The sequence below is a fragment of the Oleidesulfovibrio alaskensis DSM 16109 genome, from assembly GCF_000482745.1.
Lineage (GTDB): Bacteria > Desulfobacterota > Desulfovibrionia > Desulfovibrionales > Desulfovibrionaceae > Oleidesulfovibrio > Oleidesulfovibrio alaskensis.
In genome coordinates this window covers 56,952-75,657 of sequence record NZ_AXWQ01000005.1, presented here as the reverse complement: position 1 = coordinate 75,657, position 18,706 = coordinate 56,952, and the positions used below count along the sequence as shown (strand labels likewise).

The window sequence follows — 18,706 nt, the reverse complement described above, 5'->3', positions numbered from 1 at the left end:
CATTTTCTGACGATACGGAGGAGAAAAAAATGGATATAAGCAAGTTTACTGAAAAATCGCAGCAGGCTCTGGGCGAAGCGCAGAATGTGGCTGTGCGGTCAGGCCATCAGGAGGTTGATGTCGAGCATCTTGCGCTCGCGCTGGTGGTGCAGGAGCATGGGATTGTTCCCCGTCTGCTGGACAAGGCGGGAGTGCGCCCCCAAGCTTTTGCCGCGGCTGTCGAGGCGGAACTGGGCAGAAAGCCTGCTGTAAGCGGTCCGGGTTCGGCGCAGGGGCAGATTTTTGTCACACAGCGGCTTAACAGGCTGCTTGTAAAAGCGCAGGATTCCGCCCGTCGTCTGCAGGACGAGTACGTCAGTGTGGAACATATTTTCTGCGCCATGGCTGAAGAACCAGCCTCAAGCCCGGTGGGCAGAGTGTTTGCTCAGTTCGGGCTGACACAGGAAAAGCTGCTGGGCGTACTGACTCAGGTCCGCGGTGCACAGCGCGTAACGTCATCCAACCCTGAAGATACCTATGAAGCCCTCAGCCGTTACGGTCGAGATCTTGTGGAGGAGGCGCGCAAGGGCAAGCTTGATCCGGTGATTGGCCGTGATGCCGAGATAAGGCGCACGGTACGCATTCTTTCGCGGCGCACAAAAAACAACCCTGTGCTCATCGGCGAGGCCGGAGTGGGTAAAACCGCCATTGTTGAGGGGCTGGCACACCGCATACTCAACGGTGACGTACCCGAAAGTCTGCGCGACAAGAGCCTTTTTGCACTGGATATGGGGGCGCTTATTGCAGGCGCCAAATATCGCGGAGAGTTTGAGGAACGCCTGAAAGCGGTGCTGAAAGAGGTTGAGCAGGCCGAGGGCCGCATAATCATGTTCATAGACGAACTGCATACCATTGTGGGGGCCGGCAAGACGGACGGTGCCATGGATGCGGGCAACCTGCTCAAACCCATGCTTGCACGCGGCGAACTGCATTGCATCGGGGCCACAACGCTGGATGAATACCGCAAGTATATAGAAAAGGATCCGGCACTGGAACGCCGTTTCCAGCCTCTGGTGGTGGATGAGCCTACCGTGGAAGATACCATTTCGATTCTCCGCGGTCTCAAGGAGCGGTTCGAGGTGCACCACGGGGTACGCATCAGTGACTCCGCACTGGTGGAGGCTGTCACGCTTTCCAACAGGTATATTGCCGACAGGCAGCTTCCGGACAAAGCCATTGACCTTATCGACGAGGCCGCTGCGCTTATCAGGACCGAAATTGATTCGCTGCCCGCTGAACTGGACGAAGCCAACCGCAAGATCATGCAGCTGGAAATTGAACGTGAAGCTTTGCGGCGTGAGACGGATGCGGCGTCTCGTGAACGGCTGCAAAAGCTGGAGAATGAGCTGGCTGAACTGCGCGAGGTACAGGCGGGACTGAATACCCAGTGGGAACGCGAAAAGGGCTCTATAGACAGCGTGCGCGCGCTTAAAGAAGACATTGAGCGCACGCGGCGTCAGATAGAGGAGGCGGAACGCAATTACGATCTTAACCGTGCTGCGGAGCTGAAGTATTCAGTGCTGCACGATCTGGAAAAACGTCTTGCGGCAACCGAGGGCGGCGGCGAAAACGGCCCGCGGCTGCTGAAGGAGGAAGTAGGTCCGGATGATGTGGCAGAGATAGTAGCCCGCTGGACAGGAATTCCCGTGACGCGTCTGCTTGAATCGGAAAGGGAAAAGCTGCTCCGTCTGCCCGATGTGCTGCATCAGCGGGTTGTGGGACAGGATGTGGCGGTAGATGCCGTGGCAGAAGCGGTGCTGCGCTCGCGCGCCGGGCTGTCCGACCCTGCGAGACCCATCGGTTCTTTCATTTTCCTCGGACCCACCGGAGTGGGAAAAACCGAACTGTGCAAGACCCTTGCGCAGGCGCTTTTTGATACTGAAGATAATATTGTCCGGCTGGACATGAGTGAATACATGGAAAAACATACCGTGGCACGCCTTATCGGAGCGCCTCCCGGGTATGTGGGTTATGACGATGGCGGGCAGTTGACCGAAGCGGTGCGTCGCAAACCGTATAGTGTTGTGCTTTTTGATGAAATTGAAAAAGCGCATCCTGATGTGTTTAATGTGCTGCTGCAACTGCTGGACGACGGCAGACTGACGGACAGTCACGGCCGGACAGTGGATTTCAAAAACACTATCATCATCATGACCTCCAACATAGGTGCCCCGCTCATGCTGGACGGCATTTCGCCGCAGGGCGAATTTACCGAAGGAGTGGAAGACAGGGTGCTTGAAGAACTCCGGCGGCATTTCAGACCGGAATTTCTCAACAGGGTTGATGAGATAGTGCTCTTCAAACCTCTTATGCTTGAACAGATCATGCATATTGTCGATCTGCTCATGCAGCGCCTGCTGGGGCGCCTTGCCGAACGCAAAATCCGCGTGAGCCTGACAGACAAGGCGAAACGGTTCGTTGCCGAGTCCGCATACGATCCCGTATACGGAGCGCGTCCGCTGAAGAGGTACCTGCAGCAGCGCCTTGAAACTCCGCTGGCCCGCAGGATAATTGCCGGAGAACTGCGTGACGGACAGCAGGTGACCGTGGATACCGACGGTCATACGCTGTTTTTTGAATAACAGTATATGCGACAAAAAGGACGGCCGCCGTACAGGGCGGCCGTTCTGCGTTGCGTGCGGCTGTGTTGTCTGCTACATGCTGACCCATTCCATATAAAGTCCCGCTGTACGCGGGAAGATCAGGACAGGTGATTTATGAGCCTAAGACTGTTTTTTTGCTCTTTATTAACGTTAGGCCTGCTTGTAAGCGCGGCGGGTACTGCTTTTGCCCAAGGGGAGAAATCTATGGTTCGTTTTGAGACTAGCATGGGTGACTTTGTTGTGGAACTTGACGCGGAAAAGGCTCCCGCCACCTGCGAAAACTTTTTGCAGTATGTGCGTGACGGCTTTTACGATGGTACCATTTTTCACCGTGTCATGGACGGCTTCATGGTGCAGGGCGGCGGTTTCACGGAAAATATGAAGCAGAAGGAAACCCGCGAGCCTGTACAGAACGAAGCCGATAACGGCTTGAAAAATGAAGAATATACCGTTGCCATGGCCCGTACGCAGGATCCGCATTCCGCCACAGCGCAGTTTTTCATTAACGTGAAGGACAATGCGTTTCTGAATCATCGCGGAAAGTCCCTGTCCGGCTGGGGCTATGCAGTTTTCGGCAAGGTGGTTAAAGGCAAAAGCACCATTGACGCCATCAAGGGAGTACCTACGGGCAGCTACGGACCTTTTGAAAATGTTCCTCTGGTACCCGTTGTAATCAACAAAGCTGTGGTCATGGACTGATACCGCCCCGGCTTTGCTGCCTTGCGGCTTTGCGCCTGCCGGCTTGCTCCGGCAGGCTTTTTTTTTGCGGTTGTCAGATGTGTTTGTGTTGCAATAAGCTGCTGTGGCACGTGGAAACCGGTATTTTTATCCAACCCCACCCGGAAACAGCGAGGCAGCATGACCTACCGTACGGAACATGACAGTCTTGGCGAACGCAAGGTTCCCGCACAGGCTTACTACGGCATTCAGACACTGAGGGCTCTGGAGAATTTTGAAATCACAACTATTCCTGTTTCGCATTACAGCAGGTTCATACAGGCGCTGGCTGTGGTTAAAAAAGCTGCGGCCATGGCCAATATGGAGTTGGGAGAACTCGATTCCGCCGTCGGCGAAGCTATTATCCATGCCTGCAAAGACGTGCGGCAGGGCAAGCTGGATGACCAGTTTGTAGTGGATGTCATTCAGGGCGGGGCGGGAACGTCGGTAAACATGAACGCCAATGAAGTGATCTGCAACAGGGCTCTTGAGCTGAGCGGGCATGAAAAAGGGCGGTATGACATTATCCATCCGCTCAATCATGTGAATCTTTCGCAGTCCACCAATGATGTTTACCCCACGGCTTTGCGCATAGCGCTTGTGTGGTACAGCCGCGAACTGCTGCACGGGCTGCGCGAACTGCGCGACGCTTTGAGCCGCAAAGGTGCAGAATTCGGCAATGTCATTAAAATGGCCCGCACACAGCTGCAGGATGCCGTTCCCATCACGCTCGGAGCCGAGTTTGCGGCATATGCTGTTACGGTCAATGAAGACATTGACCGTCTGGAAGAGGTGATGCGCCTGCTTTGCGAAGTCAATCTGGGGGCTACGGCAGTGGGAACAGGCATCAATTCCGTTCCGGGCTACGGAGCCCGCGCCTGCGCCATTCTGGCTGATGTGACAGGCCTGCCCATATCTCAGTCGGCGAATCTGGTAGAAGCAACCAGCGATGCCGGCGCATATGTGACTCTTTCGGGACTGCTGAAACGCACCAGTGTGAAACTTTCAAAGATATGTAATGATCTCAGATTGATGTCTTCAGGGCCGTTTACCGGCCTGCACGAAATCAATCTGCCGCCGGTGCAGCCCGGATCATCCATAATGCCGGGCAAGGTCAACCCTGTCATTCCTGAAGTGGTCACCCAGATATGCTACCAGATTATCGGCAATGACATGACAGTGACCATGGCTGCGGAGGCAGGGCAGCTTGAGCTTAATGTTTTCGGACCCATTATCGCATTTAATCTGTTTCAGTCACTGGAAATTCTGACCAGAGGTGTGCACACCCTGAGAAAGCGGTGCATCGAGGGCATAACCGCTAATGATGAGCGTTGTCTTGAATTGCTCAAAGGTTCTCTGGGGGTGGTGACGGCTTTAGCTCCCGCCATAGGATATGAGGCGGCTGCAAAAGTGGTCAAACAGGCACAGGAAACGCGCAAGCCCGTGGGACAGGTGCTTGACGAGCAGGGGCTTATGACCGCCGAAGAGTATAACGAGCTGCTGGATCCGAGCAAGATGCTTGCTCCGAGAAAGTTGCCGAACCGTAAAGCGGCAGAGGATAAATGACCAGAACTGCTTTCTGCTGCTCGCATCCTGTTTCTTCCGCCATGCCGCACTGGCCGGAAGATCCGCCCACTGTGTTCACTCCGTGGTCGGACATGAACACGGACGGTTTTTTTCTGCGCAGTTTCTGTATGGGCGAGCACAGCGGCACCCATGTGAACGCGCCAGCGGCTTTCTTTCAGGGGGGGCACGGTATTGACAGTGTTGCCTCCGCCCCGCTGGTTTTTCCGCTGGCTGTTATTGATGTGCATCAGCAGGCTGCGCAGGATGTGTGTTATCTGTTACAGCCGGAGGATGTTCTGGACTGGGAACAACGGCACGGGCCGTTGCAGGCGGGGACTTTTGTGGCCGTGCACACAGGCTGGGATGCTTTCTGGCATAGTCCTGACAGGTTTCTGGGACGGTGTGCGGGCGGAGGAATGCGCTTTCCTGCCGTGTCCCGTGCGGCAGCCAGGCTGCTTGTACAGCAGCGCGGTATAGCGGGTCTGGGCATTGATACACATGGCATAGATGCTCCCGACGACGCAAACTACACCTGCAACCGGATGATTCTTTCTGCCGGAGGTATTGTTGCGGAATGTCTGTGTTCTCTCGGGGCACTGCCTGCCATCGGCGCGACTGTCGTTCTGGGGGTTATTGCCTTACAGGGCGGGACTGGTGCTCCTGCCGCGGTCACAGTTCTTGTGGATGCCTGACAGGAGAGGGATTGGAAGTCTTCCGCGTTGCGGCGGGGTACTTTTCAGAGCACTGATCTGCGTCTTTGCCGTCAGAGTGCGGAGACATAAGCCGGAAAAAATAAAACAGCACGGAGCGTAGGGCTCCGTAATGGATTACTGCGCAGAATAACCAAAACACGCCCTCTCGGGGCGTGTTTTGGTTTGCGGGTTGAGCAGGGCAGGGGGGCGCTATGCCGCGTTATCGCTTTTCATCTGTGCAATAACGGTGTGCAGATCGTCTGCCAGACGGGCAAGGTCGGCCACAGCCTGTGAAGAGGACTGCATCGCCATGGCTGTTTCGTCGGCAATGCGGGTTATCTCTTCAGTGGAACGGTTAATCTGCTCACTGGTGGCCGATTGTTCTTCTGCGGCTGTGGCGATGCTGTTCACCTGATCAGCGCTTTCCTGCACCAGCTGCATGATTTCTTCGAGAGCTTTTCCGGAAAGCGTGACCATTTCCGCTCCGGCAGAAATGGCAGTTGCAGCGCTTTCCGTGTTGCGGATATTTTTCTGCGTGCTTTGCTGTATTCTTTTGATGCTCTGGCCCACTTCCTGCGTTGCACTCATGGTTTTTTCAGCAAGTTTGCGCACTTCGTCGGCCACCACAGCAAAGCCGCGCCCCGCGTCTCCTGCCCGTGCAGCTTCAATGGCTGCGTTAAGGGCCAGCAGATTTGTCTGGTCGGCAATATCTGCTATGACGTTCATTATGGCGCCGATTCCTTCTGCCTGTTGTCCCAATTCTGCCATATCCGCCTTCAGGGCCAGAGCCTGTTCATGGGCCAGTGTAATTTTTTCAATTGTCTGCTGTGCGACCCGGCCGCCTTCAAAGGCTTTCTGCTTTGTCTGCTCGGAAAGGCCAGCCGTGGCGGTGGCATTGCGTGCAACTTCCAGTACCGTCGCGTTCATCTGCTCCATGGCTGCGGCTGTTTCGCCCGTGCGTTCCCGCTGAATGTCAGTCCCGCGCGACGACTGCTCTATCTGGGAAGAAAGTTCCGCGGAAGCGGAAGCCAGCTGTTCCGCAATGTTGCCCGCGTTTTCCGCTGTTTCTGCAATACGTTTATTTTGTTCTGCAATACGTCTCTGCTGTTTTTTAAACTCCGTCATATCAAGATACAGGCACATCCCGCCGGTTATGGTTCCTTCCATGTCCTGCAGGTATGTGACATTGGCCAGCACTTCGGTCTGTCTGCCTTTGTGACCGGTTATGGTAACCTCAAGATTTGATATGACCTGTTTTTCGGCCATGCTGCGCCCGACAGCGGTCTTTCTTCCGGGATCGTTGTAAAACAGGTCGGCAAGAGTTCTGCCCAGACATTGTTCCGGAGCTTTGTCTATCTGGAGCATTTCCAGACACGGTGTGTTGATGAATGTCGCCTTTTCATCTTTGTCCACAATGAGCAAGGGCAGGGTTATACCTTCCAGAACACTGCGGCTGAAAGCAAGCTTGTCTTTCAGTTCCTGCACCATGTTCTGAAGGCCGGTGGACAGTGCGGCCATTTCGTATCTGTGGCTTCCTGTCATGACTGCAGACAGGTTGCCCGATGCAACCGAATTGGTGTAGTCCTGCAGGCAGCGTAACGGACGTATAACCATGCGCTGCATAAAGAAAAGAACAACGGCGATAAGCGTGACAGCTGCAACGGTGCCGGTCAGCATAAGCATATTTCTTTGTGTAGCGGCCGCTGCTGCAAGATCGTCTGCGTAGCTTGTTGAAAGTACCTTGAAGCCCGTTGCGGGAATTGTCGCGCTGATCAGCGCCTTCTTCTTTCCTTTCCATGAATAAAAGATAGCTGTTTCATCGTTTTGCAGAGCCTGCTGCATGAAATCAAAACCGGCAAGAGAAGTGAACTGCACGGTTTTATCCGGGTGGGTTATAACCACTCCGGCGTTGTCGGTAACCACGATGTATCCGGCCTTGCCGATGGTTACGTGAGAAATGAAATTTTCGCTGATGCGCGACCAGTCCAGGCAGGCAATAACTCCGCCGAGAACTTTTTCGGTAATGGGATCAATGATGGGAGCGGCAAGTTTGACAAGAGCGTCCCCTGTTTTTTCCGATCTGACGGCATAACCGGCAATATATTTTTTGCCCTGAGCTACCGCCTCGATCAGCTTTTCATCTTCTTCCCGCCCGTCGGTTACCGTTTCATTTTTTTCATTCACACCGCCGAGAATATTGCCTTGGGTGTCAGTGACCAGCAGCGAAGATATAAGGTCCAGACTTTCAACGGTATTTTGGTATTCTTTTATGGGGATGGAGCGGGCGTTGTTGTATCTAAGAGCATTGACAACATAGCGTCGTTCGCCGAATGCCTGTGTCGATGCGATGTTTGACGCCAGGATATGCTCGGTACTGCTGACGATCTGGTTGTTAAGTGTTTTTATATTTGCTTCCTGATTTTCTATAGTGCTTTCATATGAACTGGCCGTGGCAAAAAATATCAGCGCGCCTATGGTAAGAACGATCAGGACGGTGATAAGTGCCGAAAGCTGGGCGCTGATGCTTCTGAGATTCATCACTGCTCCTTATTTCGAAAGATGTATGACTGACGGAGGATAGTGTGTATATCCACTTTATGCCGCAAGCTGTCTATGGAAGTGAACTTGTTGTATTTTTACTGTATGCTGGACTTTTGTCAATAACTGTACAATATCCTGATTCTGTCGCTGCGCTTTATTGCCGGCATGTGCCACAGTGAATTATGTAGCTGGCTGCGTCCGGAGTTGCAGGCATGATGTGCCTATGCTTCGCTGCTCGTATGTGTCCTGATAAAAAGGGATGTTGTCGGCGGGTATGGCGCGGTGTACTCTGCAACCGGTTAGCGGTTCCGTTTTTTTTTTAAAGGGGCAGACGTGTCTGATAGCGAATTGTATCCTGAAATTCTTGGCGTGTACTCTCTGCAGCAGGAAACAACTGTGGGAGTTGGAGGGACCCAGTCGTTCAAGCATCAGGTGACGTATTGGTATGTACGCAGGCTTTCAGAGGATGTTTACGAGGTGCAGCCTCTGAATGCTCATCATGTGCCATCGGGCATACGGCGGGAACATCCTGAACTGGATTTTTTGCGTATGTATGTTCCCGAGCCTGATTATTACAGAACGCATACTGTTCCGGCTCTGAATTCATTAAACAGAAAGCTGAAGGAGGGGGAGACTCTTCTGGATATCGGCCGGCTTGATGATGCAGAGCGTATGTTCATCAAGGCTCTTATGATTGACGATCTGAATGTTCCTGCCAATTACGGTCTTGGCGAAGTCTATTCTGAAAAAAAGGACTTCCGCAGGCTAAAGCGTGTCATCGACACGTTGCTGGGACTTGATCAGGTTTTTTGTAAAGAGCAGAAAAGCCGGTTTAACAGGTTCGGCATCAGCCTGCGCAAAAACGGGCATTATGAAGAATCGCTGCGTTTTTATGAACGGGCTTTGCAGGTGGCTGAAGATGATCACCTGCACTTTAATGTTGCCCGGGTGCATTACGAAAAAGGGGCGGTGGACAAATGCATAAGCCACCTTCAGCGGGCGCTGGAGCTTAACCCTGACTTCTCCGAGGCGGAGAAGTTTCTGCGCTACTGCGGCGGTTCTGCCAGTGTGCAGCGTGCCGGATAACAGATGCAGAGCAAAGCATAAAAAAACGGGTTACAGCTTATGCTGCAACCCGAAATTTTTATGGTCGGGGCGACACGATTTGAACGTGCGACCCCCTGCTCCCAAGGCAGGTGCGCTACCAAGCTGCGCTACGCCCCGTAATGATCGAAGAGGACTGATAGTCTAAACAGAGAGGACATGCAAGGGAAAAATGGTCAGGCCGGGGTTTCAAGTATGGCTTTGCGCACAGCAGAGAAAAGTTGTTCCAGAGCGTGTCTTGCAGATTCGGCTTCCCGCAGGTTGCCTTGCTGACAGGCAAGTTCCATTTCTCGGGCCTTATCACTCATTGCGGCGGCTCCGACCGTAGCGGAGCTGCCTTTTAATGTATGCGCGACATGTCCTGCTTCTTTAAAATTACCTGTGCTGACTGCAGCAGCAAGGGCCAAGAGTTTCTGAGGCGTATCTTCCAGATAGGCCGCATAAAGAATCTGCAGCAGGCTTGCATCGCCTCCCAGCCGCTGCAAGGTGGATTCGGTATCCAGAACCGGCAGCATATCAGTCATGCAAAAAACTCCTTGCGGTTGTCAGAACTCAATGCCTCTGGTAGCCGGAACACCGCTTTTGTACGCGTGTTTTACTTCTGTCATTTCAGTTACTGTGTCGGCCTGTTTTTCCAGCCAGCCGGGCAGCCCCCGGCCGGAGAGCACCAGATGCGTACCGCATGCGCCCGCCTTGTCAATCAGGCCCTGCAGCTGTGCCTGTGAAACAAGTCCGCAGCCAAGAGCGTAAAGAGCTTCATCCAGAACCAGCAGGTCAAGATTTTCAAGTTTCGCTGAAGCCCATGATACCAGTTTTTCCGCAGCCGCTGCATGTATTTTTCTGTCTTCTTCGCGGGTGAAAAAGCCCAGACCTTCGGCATGAAAATTGTCGTTGAGCAGCTGCTTCAGCATGTTCTGTTCGCCGGCCTGACCATCGCGCTTCATGAACTGGCCGAAACCCACACGCATCTGCTGACCGAGCGCCCGTATGGCGATGCCTATGCTGGCGGTTGTTTTTCCTTTTCCATTTCCTGTATGAATAAGCAGCATCAGAATTGCTCCCGTGTCCATATGCCGGGCAAAGTGGTGTTACACCGTGCACAACGACCGGCGGTGTTGAAATGTGCCGTAAAGCCGACCCGGCTGATAAGCAGCTGGCCGCAGACGGGGCAGTAGGTATTTTCTGCTGCATGCCCGGGCATGTTGCCGGCATAGACAAAGCGCAGCCCCGCCTTGTAACCGCTTTCGAGAGCGCGTTCAATGGCAGCCGGTACTGTGGGGGCTGTGCCGGTCATACGGTAGGCCGGGTGAAAACGGGAAACATGCCACGGTACATCCTGTCCCAGCTCTGCGGCAATGAATGTTGCGATGGCCTGCAGTTCCTCCATGCTGTCGTTCATTCCGTCAATGACCAGTGTTGTTATTTCAACCCACCAGCCATATTTTTTTGCGGCACGTAATGTGCGGAGCACGGGCTTCAGGCGGGCCCCGCAGTGGGCGCGGTAAAAGTTGTCAGAAAAAGATTTCAGGTCAAAGTTGGCTGCATGTATCGTCGCGTCAAGTCGGGAAAGTGCTTCAGGGCTCTGATAGCCGTTTGAAACCAGAATGTTTTTTAGCCCATGCTCAGCTGCAGCGGCCGAAGTTGATATGACCAGCTCTGAAAACACCGTGGGTTCGGTGTATGTATAAGAGATACTCTGCGCGCCGGAATGCAGGGCGAACTTGACCAGTGAGTCAGGAGAAACCGGTGTGCCGGCAGGCTTTTTCCCTGTCCTGACCGGTTGCGACAGGTGGTGATTCTGGCAGAATACGCACCCCATGTTGCACCCCTCCGTACCCAGCGACAGCGTCTGCGTACCCGGAAGAAAGTGGAACAGCGGTTTTTTTTCCACCGGATCAAGATTCAGGGCGGCTGCATTGTCAGCCACCAGAGTATACAGCACGCCTCTGTCATTGAGGCGTACTCCGCAGGCACCTTTGCCTCCTGCGGGAATAAGGCAGTAGTGACAGCACAATGTGCATTGCACCGCGTTGTTTTTTCCGGGTCTCCACAGAATGGCCTTGTGCATGGTGATAAAGTCTGCTTATGGCTTGTTCACCGGAAGAGTAATCTCCGGCGTGATAATAAGAACAGGTACTGTCGAGTTGGCCGCAGGCCGTGCAGGGCGCGGAGTCGTTTTGATGATCAGGTCTCCCTGATCGTTACGCCGGATTTGTGTCGCGTTGACAGATGTTCCCATGGTTGTGCTGTTTTCGGCCTGCCTGCCGGTAAATGCCGCATAACAGTGCGAACCGGCAGCGATTGTCACATAAAGTGAAATAGCAGCGCATGCGATGGTAAGAGCGCTGCATGAAAAAATGACTGTCCGCATAGGCTACCCCTTGCGCTTGAGACCCTAAAAGCCTATGAATGCCTTCCGAATTTTGACGCAACCTGTAAGGAGCAGATTACATGCCTGAGGATCGTGCAAAAGCGTACACCGAGGCGGGGGTTGATATCAATGCCGGCAACGCTCTTGTCTCGCGAATCAAGTCCATGGTCGCAAGCACCCACACCAAGGGTGTGATCTCCGACATCGGAGGTTTCGGCGGCCTTTTCAAACCTGATCTGGGAGGCATGGAAGACCCTGTACTCGTTTCGTCCACCGACGGCGTGGGTACTAAGCTTAAGCTTGCATTCATGTTTGACAAGCATGATACCGTGGGTATCGATCTTGTGGCAATGAGTGTCAACGATGTGCTGGTTCAGGGTGCAAAGCCCCTTTTCTTTCTGGATTATTTTGCAACCGGCAAGCTGGACGTGGAAGCTGCCGCACAGGTTGTCTCCGGCGTGGCAGAAGGCTGCCGCCAGGCACAGTGTGCCCTGCTGGGCGGAGAAACTGCCGAGATGCCCGACATGTATGCCCCGGGAGAATATGATCTGGCCGGATTCTGCGTAGGCATTGCCGACAATGCCCGTATCGTGGACGGTTCGGATATCCGCGTGGGTGATGTGATTATCGGTCTGGGAGCAAGCGGTGTCCATTCAAACGGATACACCCTTGTCCGGAAGCTCTTTGAAAAGAGCGGGCTGGGTGCCGATGATATTATGCCCGGCACCGACGCCCTCGTGCGTGACGTACTGATGACTCCCACCAGAATTTATGTGGAAACCATCCGTAACCTGATGCGGGATTTTCAGATAAAAGGGATGGTGCATGTGACGGGCGGTGGTTTTTACGACAACATTCCCCGTGTGCTGCCTGCTTCTGTAGATGCCCGCATAGCCTTTGGCGCGTGGGATATTCTGCCTGTTTTCCACTGGCTGCGTGATCTGGGTGAGCTTAGCTGGCCTGAGATGCTGCAGATATTCAACTGTGGTATCGGCTATGTGGTGATTGTGGGGCAGGAAGAAGCAGACGATGTGCTGGGCAGGCTTGCTGCGCTTGATCAGCCCGCATGGGCCATCGGCACTGTAGAAAGACGCCGCGAAGAAAGCGAAGAACAGGTATATGTGGATTTCGGCTGATCGGGCCGGATACTTTATGGTGCTAAAAGCCGGAGCGTGTGCTCCGGCTTTTTTTTGCGTGTTGTCGTCAGGCGGCGCCACAAAGGGAAGTTTTGTCCTGCCCATCTAAGCCGGATTTTGTGGCAGATAGGGATTGAAGTAGCCGAACTGGAGCCACGGATTGGATTTGCGCAGCCTGCGCCGGAAGTTGATGAACCCCGCGCTGGGGCCGAACTCAATGCCGTCCAGTAGCTCAAGATACATTTCGGGATCAATATTCAGGTTGCGCAGTTGCACGAAGTCAACCTTTTCCGTGCGGATCAGTTCGTCCAGAGCCTGCAGCTCAAGCTCGCAATCGGAAATTCCGGGGAAGTAGAGCAGGTTCAGCGAAACAAAGACTCCCCGTTTATGCGCTTCGGCAATGGAACTGCGCACATCGGCAAAGGTGTACCCGCGGGGGCGGTAATAGCGGTTATATACTTCTTCTCTGGCGCTGTTCAGACTGACCCGTATGGAGCTGATGCCGGCTTCGGCAAGTTTGATGACAGCCTGCGGCAGAGAGGCGTTGGTGTTGACGTTCACGGTGCCGGTTCCGCCCTTGCTGCGGAAAAGGTGTACGGCCTGAGCGATGATGTCCGCCTCGGTGAGCGGTTCGCCTTCGCAGCCCTGCCCGAATGAAAATACGGGTTTTTCGGTTTCAGCTTTGCCATGGTGCAGCATTACTTCTGCAATTTCTTCCGGCGTGGGGGTAAAGCTGAGCCTGTTCTGCGGGGTGCTGCAGATTCTGGAGCCGTCTTCCTGCTGGGAAATACATCCGACACAGCGGGCATTGCAGCTGCGCGATGTGGGCAGGGGAGCCTCGTACCTGCCCAGAGCAAGGTTACGCGCTGCCGGGCAGCAGTATGTCAGCGCGCAGTTACTCATCAGGTGCTGCATAAGTCTGTTTTCAGGATAGGCTTTCATAAGCGCATGCGCGTTCTGCTTGATGCGTTTTTTTGAAATACTGCTGAAAACCTGTCTCTCGTCCTGATCAACCCTTTTGGCACAGATGTAGAACCTGCCGTTGGCGTATCCTACTGCGCCGTAGGCAAACAGCGGCAGTGTAGGGGCGTCTGGCGAGGAGATATAGGCCGCATGTGCGGTCAGGGTGTGGGCTGGCGCGGCAAAGGCCGCCACAGCCAGCTCTTCCAGTACCTCTATTTCACCTGTTTCTTCAGAAAGGCCCACTGCCTGGCGGCCGGGCAGCAGAAACAGGTCGCTTTCTTCCGGCAGCGGCATAAGCTCGTCGGGGCGCGGCTGGGCAAACTCGTGCCCTCTGCGGCATACCATGAGCAGGTCAGGGTGATCGTATATATTTCCATCCTTGTCGGCGACAAGGAGTCTGGGCTGTATGCGTGATGATGCCATGGCATATCCTCCGGAGCGGCTATTGTGGCGGCAGCGCCTTTTGTGCTAAACGGGAATTCATACGGAATGCGAAAGCAGCGGGCAAGGGAAATTGTTCTGTACTGCGCACTGCCTTCTATACGCTTCCGCAATCAGGGAGTCATATTTTCTCATGTTCGAAGAACTGCTCACACCGTTCATGGTGTTCATGCTGCTGTGCTTCATAGGCCTTATGGTAATGTTTTTCTTTATGCTGCGCGGTATTGACGACCTGTCCCGCAGCCTGCGTTCCGAGCGTTCCGCCATGCTGGAGCAGCTGCGTGCCATCGAGGACAGGCTGGACGTGCTGACAACCGTCATGCGCAGACAGACCGGGGTAACACAGGCGGATACCCGTGCACCACGCAGAAACGGCACCAGTCTGGATGCGGCAAGACCCGCTGCCCAGCCCGAACGCGGGGAACATGACGATAACATAACCGAATTCATTCTGCACGATTAGCCCGGAGCGGCGGATGGATCCTTTATTTGTGCTGCTGGCTTCTCTTTCCGCAGTGGCAGTCATTTTTATGCTTTTCCGGCGGCGGACGCAGTCTTTTCAGCAGATCATCAACAAGCTGGAACGTCAGAACGCCCAGCTGAATCTGCAGCTTTCCCGCCTGTCAGACGAGGAAGGGCGTCTTAATGACTCGCTGGACGCGCTGGACAGCCAGATAAAAATGGCGGCGCTGCAGGCCACGGAGCATCTTGACGCTCCTGAAGAACAAAAAGCCGGAATGCGTTTTCTTGACTATCTGGTACACCGCGGGGGAATTACATCGGATCAGCTGAAAAAGGTAGAACGGTACAAAGTGCAGACCGGCAGCCCCATGAGTGCTGAAGAGCTGCTTATTGTTCTGGATATGCTGAGCCGGGAAAAGCTGCAGAGTATGAAGGAAGCGTTCGGCAGACTGTCGGACGGCAGCTCCGGAGCGGAAAAATACTGACAGAGCAGGCCGGACTTCCGGCTTGCGGTTACGTTCCGCGGGGGTAGCGGCAGGCTTCTTTCAGATATGTTTCCCGCAGATACGGGCCTGAAGACGTTTCGGCGTGCAGCAGGTACAGCAGGCGCAGGTAACGGTCATGAATTGCCGGAGCCTGCTGCAGCCTCCGGTCTATGGTTTTCTGCACATCCATTTTGTCAATTTTTTCCAGAAAATTCTGTGCTCTGTGGCGTGACCGGTGTCCCGTATCAATTGCGGCCAGACCGTTTTCTGCAAGTGTTCTGCGCAGCGGATCTGCAGCCAGCAGATCAAGTGCTGCCCGGGCGGCCGCATATGCATCGTCGGGCGGATAGGTCCGCAGGTGCACTCCGTCGCGAAAAAGTTCCTGCTGTCCGTTTTCCACTGCCGGAGTAAGCAGGCAGCAGCCGCAACCCAGCGCTTCGAATACCCGAAAGTTCAGATCTCCGTGCTCGCAGTAGTTCAGTATTACTTTGCCCTGCGGGTACAGGTCCCGATAGCTGCCCGTGGTTACATGCAGCCTGCCGGGTATTTCTTCACGCAGTTTTTCCAGAAAAATTTTACGCCGCGGAGTTGTCTGGGCGTTCACGGTGCCCACAAACAAAAGATCCCACGCCGCGGTCATGGTGCGGGGCAGGTCTTGGTCTTTGGCAAATGCGGGCATCCACCACACAGAATCATCGGCCAGCCGCATGTTGCGGAACCATGGCAGGTGGTCTCGCAGGCTTACCATGCAGATATCAAATGCCTGTGCATAACGCGGGTACCAGCTGTGAATGTGCGAATCGATACATAAAAAAGCAGTCAGGCAGGGAAATGTCTCAATGCCTCTGACAAAGGGGGGCCTGCTTTTGTCTGCCACAACAACCATGTCGGGCACACAGCCCGCAAGCCGCACAATATCGTTCCAGCCGAAAGTTTCCGGCCCTTTGAAGTCATGCCGGATAACATTGCATCCCAGTGCGCTGAGTGATGGCGCAAAAAAAGGGCTTCCCAGCCAGAAGATGGTCAACATGCCCTTTGTTTAGCCATTACTGACGGCGCGCGCAATACCTGTGCGTACTGCCGCATGCTGTTTTTCTGTTGCCAACGCGGCGGTGCAAAGCTATGTTCCGGACGTTGTGTGTGTTCCCTGGCCCCTCCCGCAGTGCTTACCAAGCCTGGGAGATAATTTTATGTCCATTCTTGAAGCAAACACCGCTCTCCGGAGCCTTCTCGACCAGCACATTTCCATGCTCGCGGAAAAAGAACATATTTCCGCAGAGACAATCCGTGCCGGTATAGAAAACGGCACTATGGTGCTGCTCGGTAACCCTTCACACGGCAATGTACTGCCTACGCTGGTCGGCCAGCCTGCCGGTGTAAAGGTGAACGCCAACATCGGCACGTCTCCTCTGAAAAACAGTGTGGCCTGCGAAATGCGCAAGCTGCAGGTGGCCGAACAGGCCGGCGCGGATACCGTCATGGATCTTTCCATTGCGGGAGATCTGGACGCCATCAGACGCGAAATGCTTTCGCAGACCAGATTGCCTCTGGGCACGGTACCTATGTATTCCGTGGCTCAGCGGTATCTTGATGCAGATCGCGATCCTGCTGAAATGGATCCTGAAGAGCTTTTCGAAGAAATCGAAAAGCAGGCCGGGCAGGGTGTCGATTTTATTACAGTGCACTGCGGGCTTACCCGTCGCGGAGCCGAACTGGCTACCGACGGCAGCCGTCTGCTGGGTATAGTTTCGCGGGGCGGTTCCATTCTTGCGCGCTGGATGCTGCGTAACAACAAAGAAAACCCTCTGCTTACCGGATTTGACCGTCTGATCGACATCTGCCGCAGACATAACGTGACGTTTTCTCTGGGTGACGGTCTGCGCCCCGGCGCCGGTCATGATGCGGGGGACGCGGCCCAGTACGAGGAAGTCATGGTGCTGGGGCAGCTGGCCAAAAGAGCTCTTGCCGCCGGTGCGCAGTGCATGATTGAAGGTCCCGGCCATGTGCCGTTCAATCAGGTACGCAGCCAGATTCAGACTATCAAGCGGATGACTAACAATGCCCCGTTGTATGTGTTGGGGCCGCTGACCATTGATTCCTGCCCCGGCTACGACCATATTGCGGGTGCCATCGGCGGAGCCATTGCTGTGGAGGCTGGCGTTGACTTCCTCTGCTATCTTACTCCCGCCGAGCATCTGACTTTGCCCACCATGGATGATGTCCATGCGGGCGTTGTGGCTTCACGCATCGCCGCACAGGCTGGTGAAGTTGCTCTTGGCAGGGCTGCCGCGCTGGAACGCGAAGAGGGTATTTCCCGCGCGCGTAAGGACCTCGACTGGGATGCCATGAAAAAATACGCTCTGGATGCGCCTAAAATCGATGAGCGTCGTGGCGAGCATAAAGACGAGGAAGAGTGCGCCATGTGCGGTAAGTTCTGCGCGGTGAAAATGCTGCGCGAAGACCCCATGGGCAAAATTTAGCCCTTTCAAACCGTAACGACAGTAGAAGGCGGGGTGCTGCGGCACCCCGCCTTTCTTTCTGATCACAGCATGTGCGCGTTGACCACATTTTGCGGTGTGCCGTGTTTGAACATCTCGATGTTGCGGGCTGTTATGCTCATCAGTGATTGCCGGGCAGTCTGTGTAGCCCATGCAATATGAGGGGTGATAAGGCAATTGGGGGCACGGAAAAGCGGATTGTCCGGAAGCGGAGGTTCCGTCTCCAGCACATCCAGACCGGCTCCGCCCAGTTTACCAGACACCAGTGCCTGTGCCAGAGCCGTTTCGTCCACCAGCGGTCCCCGTGCCGTGTTCAGCAGCAGCGCGCCGTCTTTCATCGACGCTATGCGCTGCGCGTTTATCAGATGACGGTTGTCGGCGGTGAGCGGGCAGTGCAGGCTGATGACGTCCGCCTGTGCCGTCAGTTCTTCCAGCGGGGCAAATCTGAAATTTCTGAGTGCCGGAGCTTCCTTGGGGCGCGGAGCATAGGCTATGACATCCATGCCGAAAGCGTCGGCCAGTACCGCAACCCTACGTCCTGAATTGCCGAACCCGACAATCCCCATGGTTTTTCCGGTAAGCTGCTGCTGCGTTCCTTCCCAGAAGCACCAGTCAGGGGCCTGAGACCATGCTCCCTGCTTGACAAGCGTATCGTGGCGCGCTGTTTTTCTGCATAATTCAAGCAACAGTGCCATGGTATGCTGGGCGACGGCTTCCACCCCGTATCCCGGCGCATTTGATACCGGTATGCCTCTGGCTGCGGCTGCGGCTATGTCCACCACGTCATATCCGGTGGCAAGAACCGATATGAACCGGAGCTGCGGCAGCATCGCCAGCGTTTCGGCGGTCAGACGGACTTTGTTGGTCAAAAGTATCTGCGCCTGCCCGCCCCGTTTCACAATATCCTGTCCATGCGTTCTGTCATGAACAGTAACTTCTCCCAGTTTTTCGATTTCTGCCCAGGAAAGGTCCCCCGGGTTCAGGGTGTATCCGTCAAGCACAGTGATGCGCATGGCTTTCTCCTTGTAGGTAGTGGTACTGAATGCCTTGGCGATGATACCGGAAAGCAGGATGGGACCTTATTCCGC

At 54.6% G+C, this 18,706-nt stretch carries 17 protein-coding genes and 1 tRNA gene; 9 read left to right on the top strand and 9 right to left on the bottom strand.

What is annotated here, in order from left to right; genetic code table 11:
* The first annotated feature begins 29 nt into the window (after positions 1–29).
* The 4 genes from clpB to H586_RS0103195 all read left to right on the top strand — a co-directional run bounded on the left by clpB (position 30) and on the right by H586_RS0103195 (position 5,617).
* Positions 30–2,621 (top strand): ATP-dependent chaperone ClpB, encoded by a 2,592-nt coding sequence (gene clpB / locus H586_RS0103210; RefSeq protein WP_027181353.1) that lies wholly within the window; start codon positions 30–32, stop codon positions 2,619–2,621.
* A 225-nt stretch (positions 2,622–2,846) separates the two neighbouring features.
* Complete coding sequence (locus H586_RS0103205; protein WP_011367610.1) at positions 2,847–3,341, top strand: peptidylprolyl isomerase; 495 nt, start codon at positions 2,847–2,849, stop codon at positions 3,339–3,341.
* Between the two features lie 159 nt (positions 3,342–3,500).
* Complete coding sequence (locus H586_RS0103200) at positions 3,501–4,925, top strand: aspartate ammonia-lyase (RefSeq protein ID WP_011367611.1); 1,425 nt, start codon at positions 3,501–3,503, stop codon at positions 4,923–4,925.
* Positions 4,922–5,617: a cyclase family protein gene (locus tag H586_RS0103195; protein WP_027181352.1), complete on the top strand. Its 696-nt coding sequence runs from the start codon at positions 4,922–4,924 to the stop codon at positions 5,615–5,617. Before H586_RS0103200 ends, H586_RS0103195 begins: the two co-directional genes overlap by 4 nt.
* A gap of 210 nt (positions 5,618–5,827) precedes the next feature.
* Here the strand turns inward: H586_RS0103195 and H586_RS0103190 are convergent, their stop codons facing one another.
* The gene (locus H586_RS0103190; RefSeq protein WP_027181351.1) at positions 5,828–8,155 is read right to left on the bottom strand and encodes a methyl-accepting chemotaxis protein; all 2,328 of its coding nucleotides are present in this window, start codon (positions 8,153–8,155) and stop codon (positions 5,828–5,830) included.
* A gap of 336 nt (positions 8,156–8,491) precedes the next feature.
* On the opposite strand from H586_RS0103190, the gene H586_RS0103185 reads away from it, so the two are divergent.
* Entirely contained in the window at positions 8,492–9,244 is a 753-nt protein-coding gene (locus tag H586_RS0103185) for a tetratricopeptide repeat protein (protein WP_011367614.1), read from the top strand.
* Positions 9,245–9,305: 61 nt separating this feature from the next.
* Here the strand turns inward: H586_RS0103185 and H586_RS0103180 are convergent.
* The 5 genes from H586_RS0103180 to H586_RS0103160 all read right to left on the bottom strand — a co-directional run bounded on the left by H586_RS0103180 (position 9,306) and on the right by H586_RS0103160 (position 11,633).
* Positions 9,306–9,382, bottom strand: a tRNA-Pro gene (locus H586_RS0103180).
* A gap of 56 nt (positions 9,383–9,438) precedes the next feature.
* On the bottom strand, positions 9,439–9,786 hold the full coding sequence (locus H586_RS0103175) for an Hpt domain-containing protein (RefSeq protein ID WP_027181350.1): 348 nt from the start codon (positions 9,784–9,786) through the stop codon (positions 9,439–9,441).
* Between the two features lie 21 nt (positions 9,787–9,807).
* Positions 9,808–10,311: a cob(I)yrinic acid a,c-diamide adenosyltransferase gene (locus H586_RS0103170; protein WP_011367616.1), complete on the bottom strand. Its 504-nt coding sequence runs from the start codon at positions 10,309–10,311 to the stop codon at positions 9,808–9,810.
* The gene (amrS, locus tag H586_RS0103165) at positions 10,311–11,330 is read right to left on the bottom strand and encodes an AmmeMemoRadiSam system radical SAM enzyme (RefSeq protein ID WP_027181349.1); all 1,020 of its coding nucleotides are present in this window, start codon (positions 11,328–11,330) and stop codon (positions 10,311–10,313) included. Before amrS ends, H586_RS0103170 begins: the two co-directional genes overlap by 1 nt.
* A 15-nt stretch (positions 11,331–11,345) precedes the next feature.
* Positions 11,346–11,633, bottom strand: a complete 288-nt coding sequence (locus H586_RS0103160; protein WP_027181348.1) for a hypothetical protein — start codon at positions 11,631–11,633, stop codon at positions 11,346–11,348.
* An 80-nt stretch (positions 11,634–11,713) separates the two neighbouring features.
* On the opposite strand from H586_RS0103160, the gene purM reads away from it, so the two are divergent.
* Positions 11,714–12,769, top strand: coding sequence for a phosphoribosylformylglycinamidine cyclo-ligase (gene purM, locus H586_RS0103155; protein WP_027181347.1), 1,056 nt, complete (start codon positions 11,714–11,716; stop codon positions 12,767–12,769).
* A gap of 105 nt (positions 12,770–12,874) precedes the next feature.
* Here purM and H586_RS17960 read toward each other — a convergent pair whose 3' ends face one another.
* The gene (locus tag H586_RS17960; RefSeq protein ID WP_034618508.1) at positions 12,875–14,155 is read right to left on the bottom strand and encodes a radical SAM family protein; all 1,281 of its coding nucleotides are present in this window, start codon (positions 14,153–14,155) and stop codon (positions 12,875–12,877) included.
* Between the two features lie 151 nt (positions 14,156–14,306).
* On the opposite strand from H586_RS17960, the gene H586_RS17955 reads away from it, so the two are divergent.
* Entirely contained in the window at positions 14,307–14,636 is a 330-nt protein-coding gene (locus H586_RS17955) for a hypothetical protein (protein ID WP_011367621.1), read from the top strand.
* Positions 14,637–14,649: 13 nt separating this feature from the next.
* The gene (locus H586_RS0103140; RefSeq protein WP_027181346.1) at positions 14,650–15,120 is read left to right on the top strand and encodes a hypothetical protein; all 471 of its coding nucleotides are present in this window, start codon (positions 14,650–14,652) and stop codon (positions 15,118–15,120) included.
* Between the two features lie 28 nt (positions 15,121–15,148).
* On the opposite strand, the gene H586_RS0103135 is transcribed toward H586_RS0103140, so the two are convergent.
* On the bottom strand, positions 15,149–16,150 hold the full coding sequence (locus H586_RS0103135) for a glycosyltransferase (protein ID WP_027181345.1): 1,002 nt from the start codon (positions 16,148–16,150) through the stop codon (positions 15,149–15,151).
* A gap of 160 nt (positions 16,151–16,310) precedes the next feature.
* On the opposite strand from H586_RS0103135, the gene thiC reads away from it, so the two are divergent.
* The gene (thiC, locus tag H586_RS0103130) at positions 16,311–17,600 is read left to right on the top strand and encodes a phosphomethylpyrimidine synthase ThiC (protein WP_011367624.1); all 1,290 of its coding nucleotides are present in this window, start codon (positions 16,311–16,313) and stop codon (positions 17,598–17,600) included.
* A 62-nt stretch (positions 17,601–17,662) separates the two neighbouring features.
* Here thiC and H586_RS0103125 read toward each other — a convergent pair whose 3' ends face one another.
* Positions 17,663–18,631 carry a D-2-hydroxyacid dehydrogenase gene (locus H586_RS0103125; protein WP_011367625.1) on the bottom strand — a complete coding sequence of 323 codons (969 nt, stop codon included), beginning with the start codon at positions 18,629–18,631 and terminating at the stop codon, positions 17,663–17,665.
* Positions 18,632–18,706: the final 75 nt, after the last annotated feature.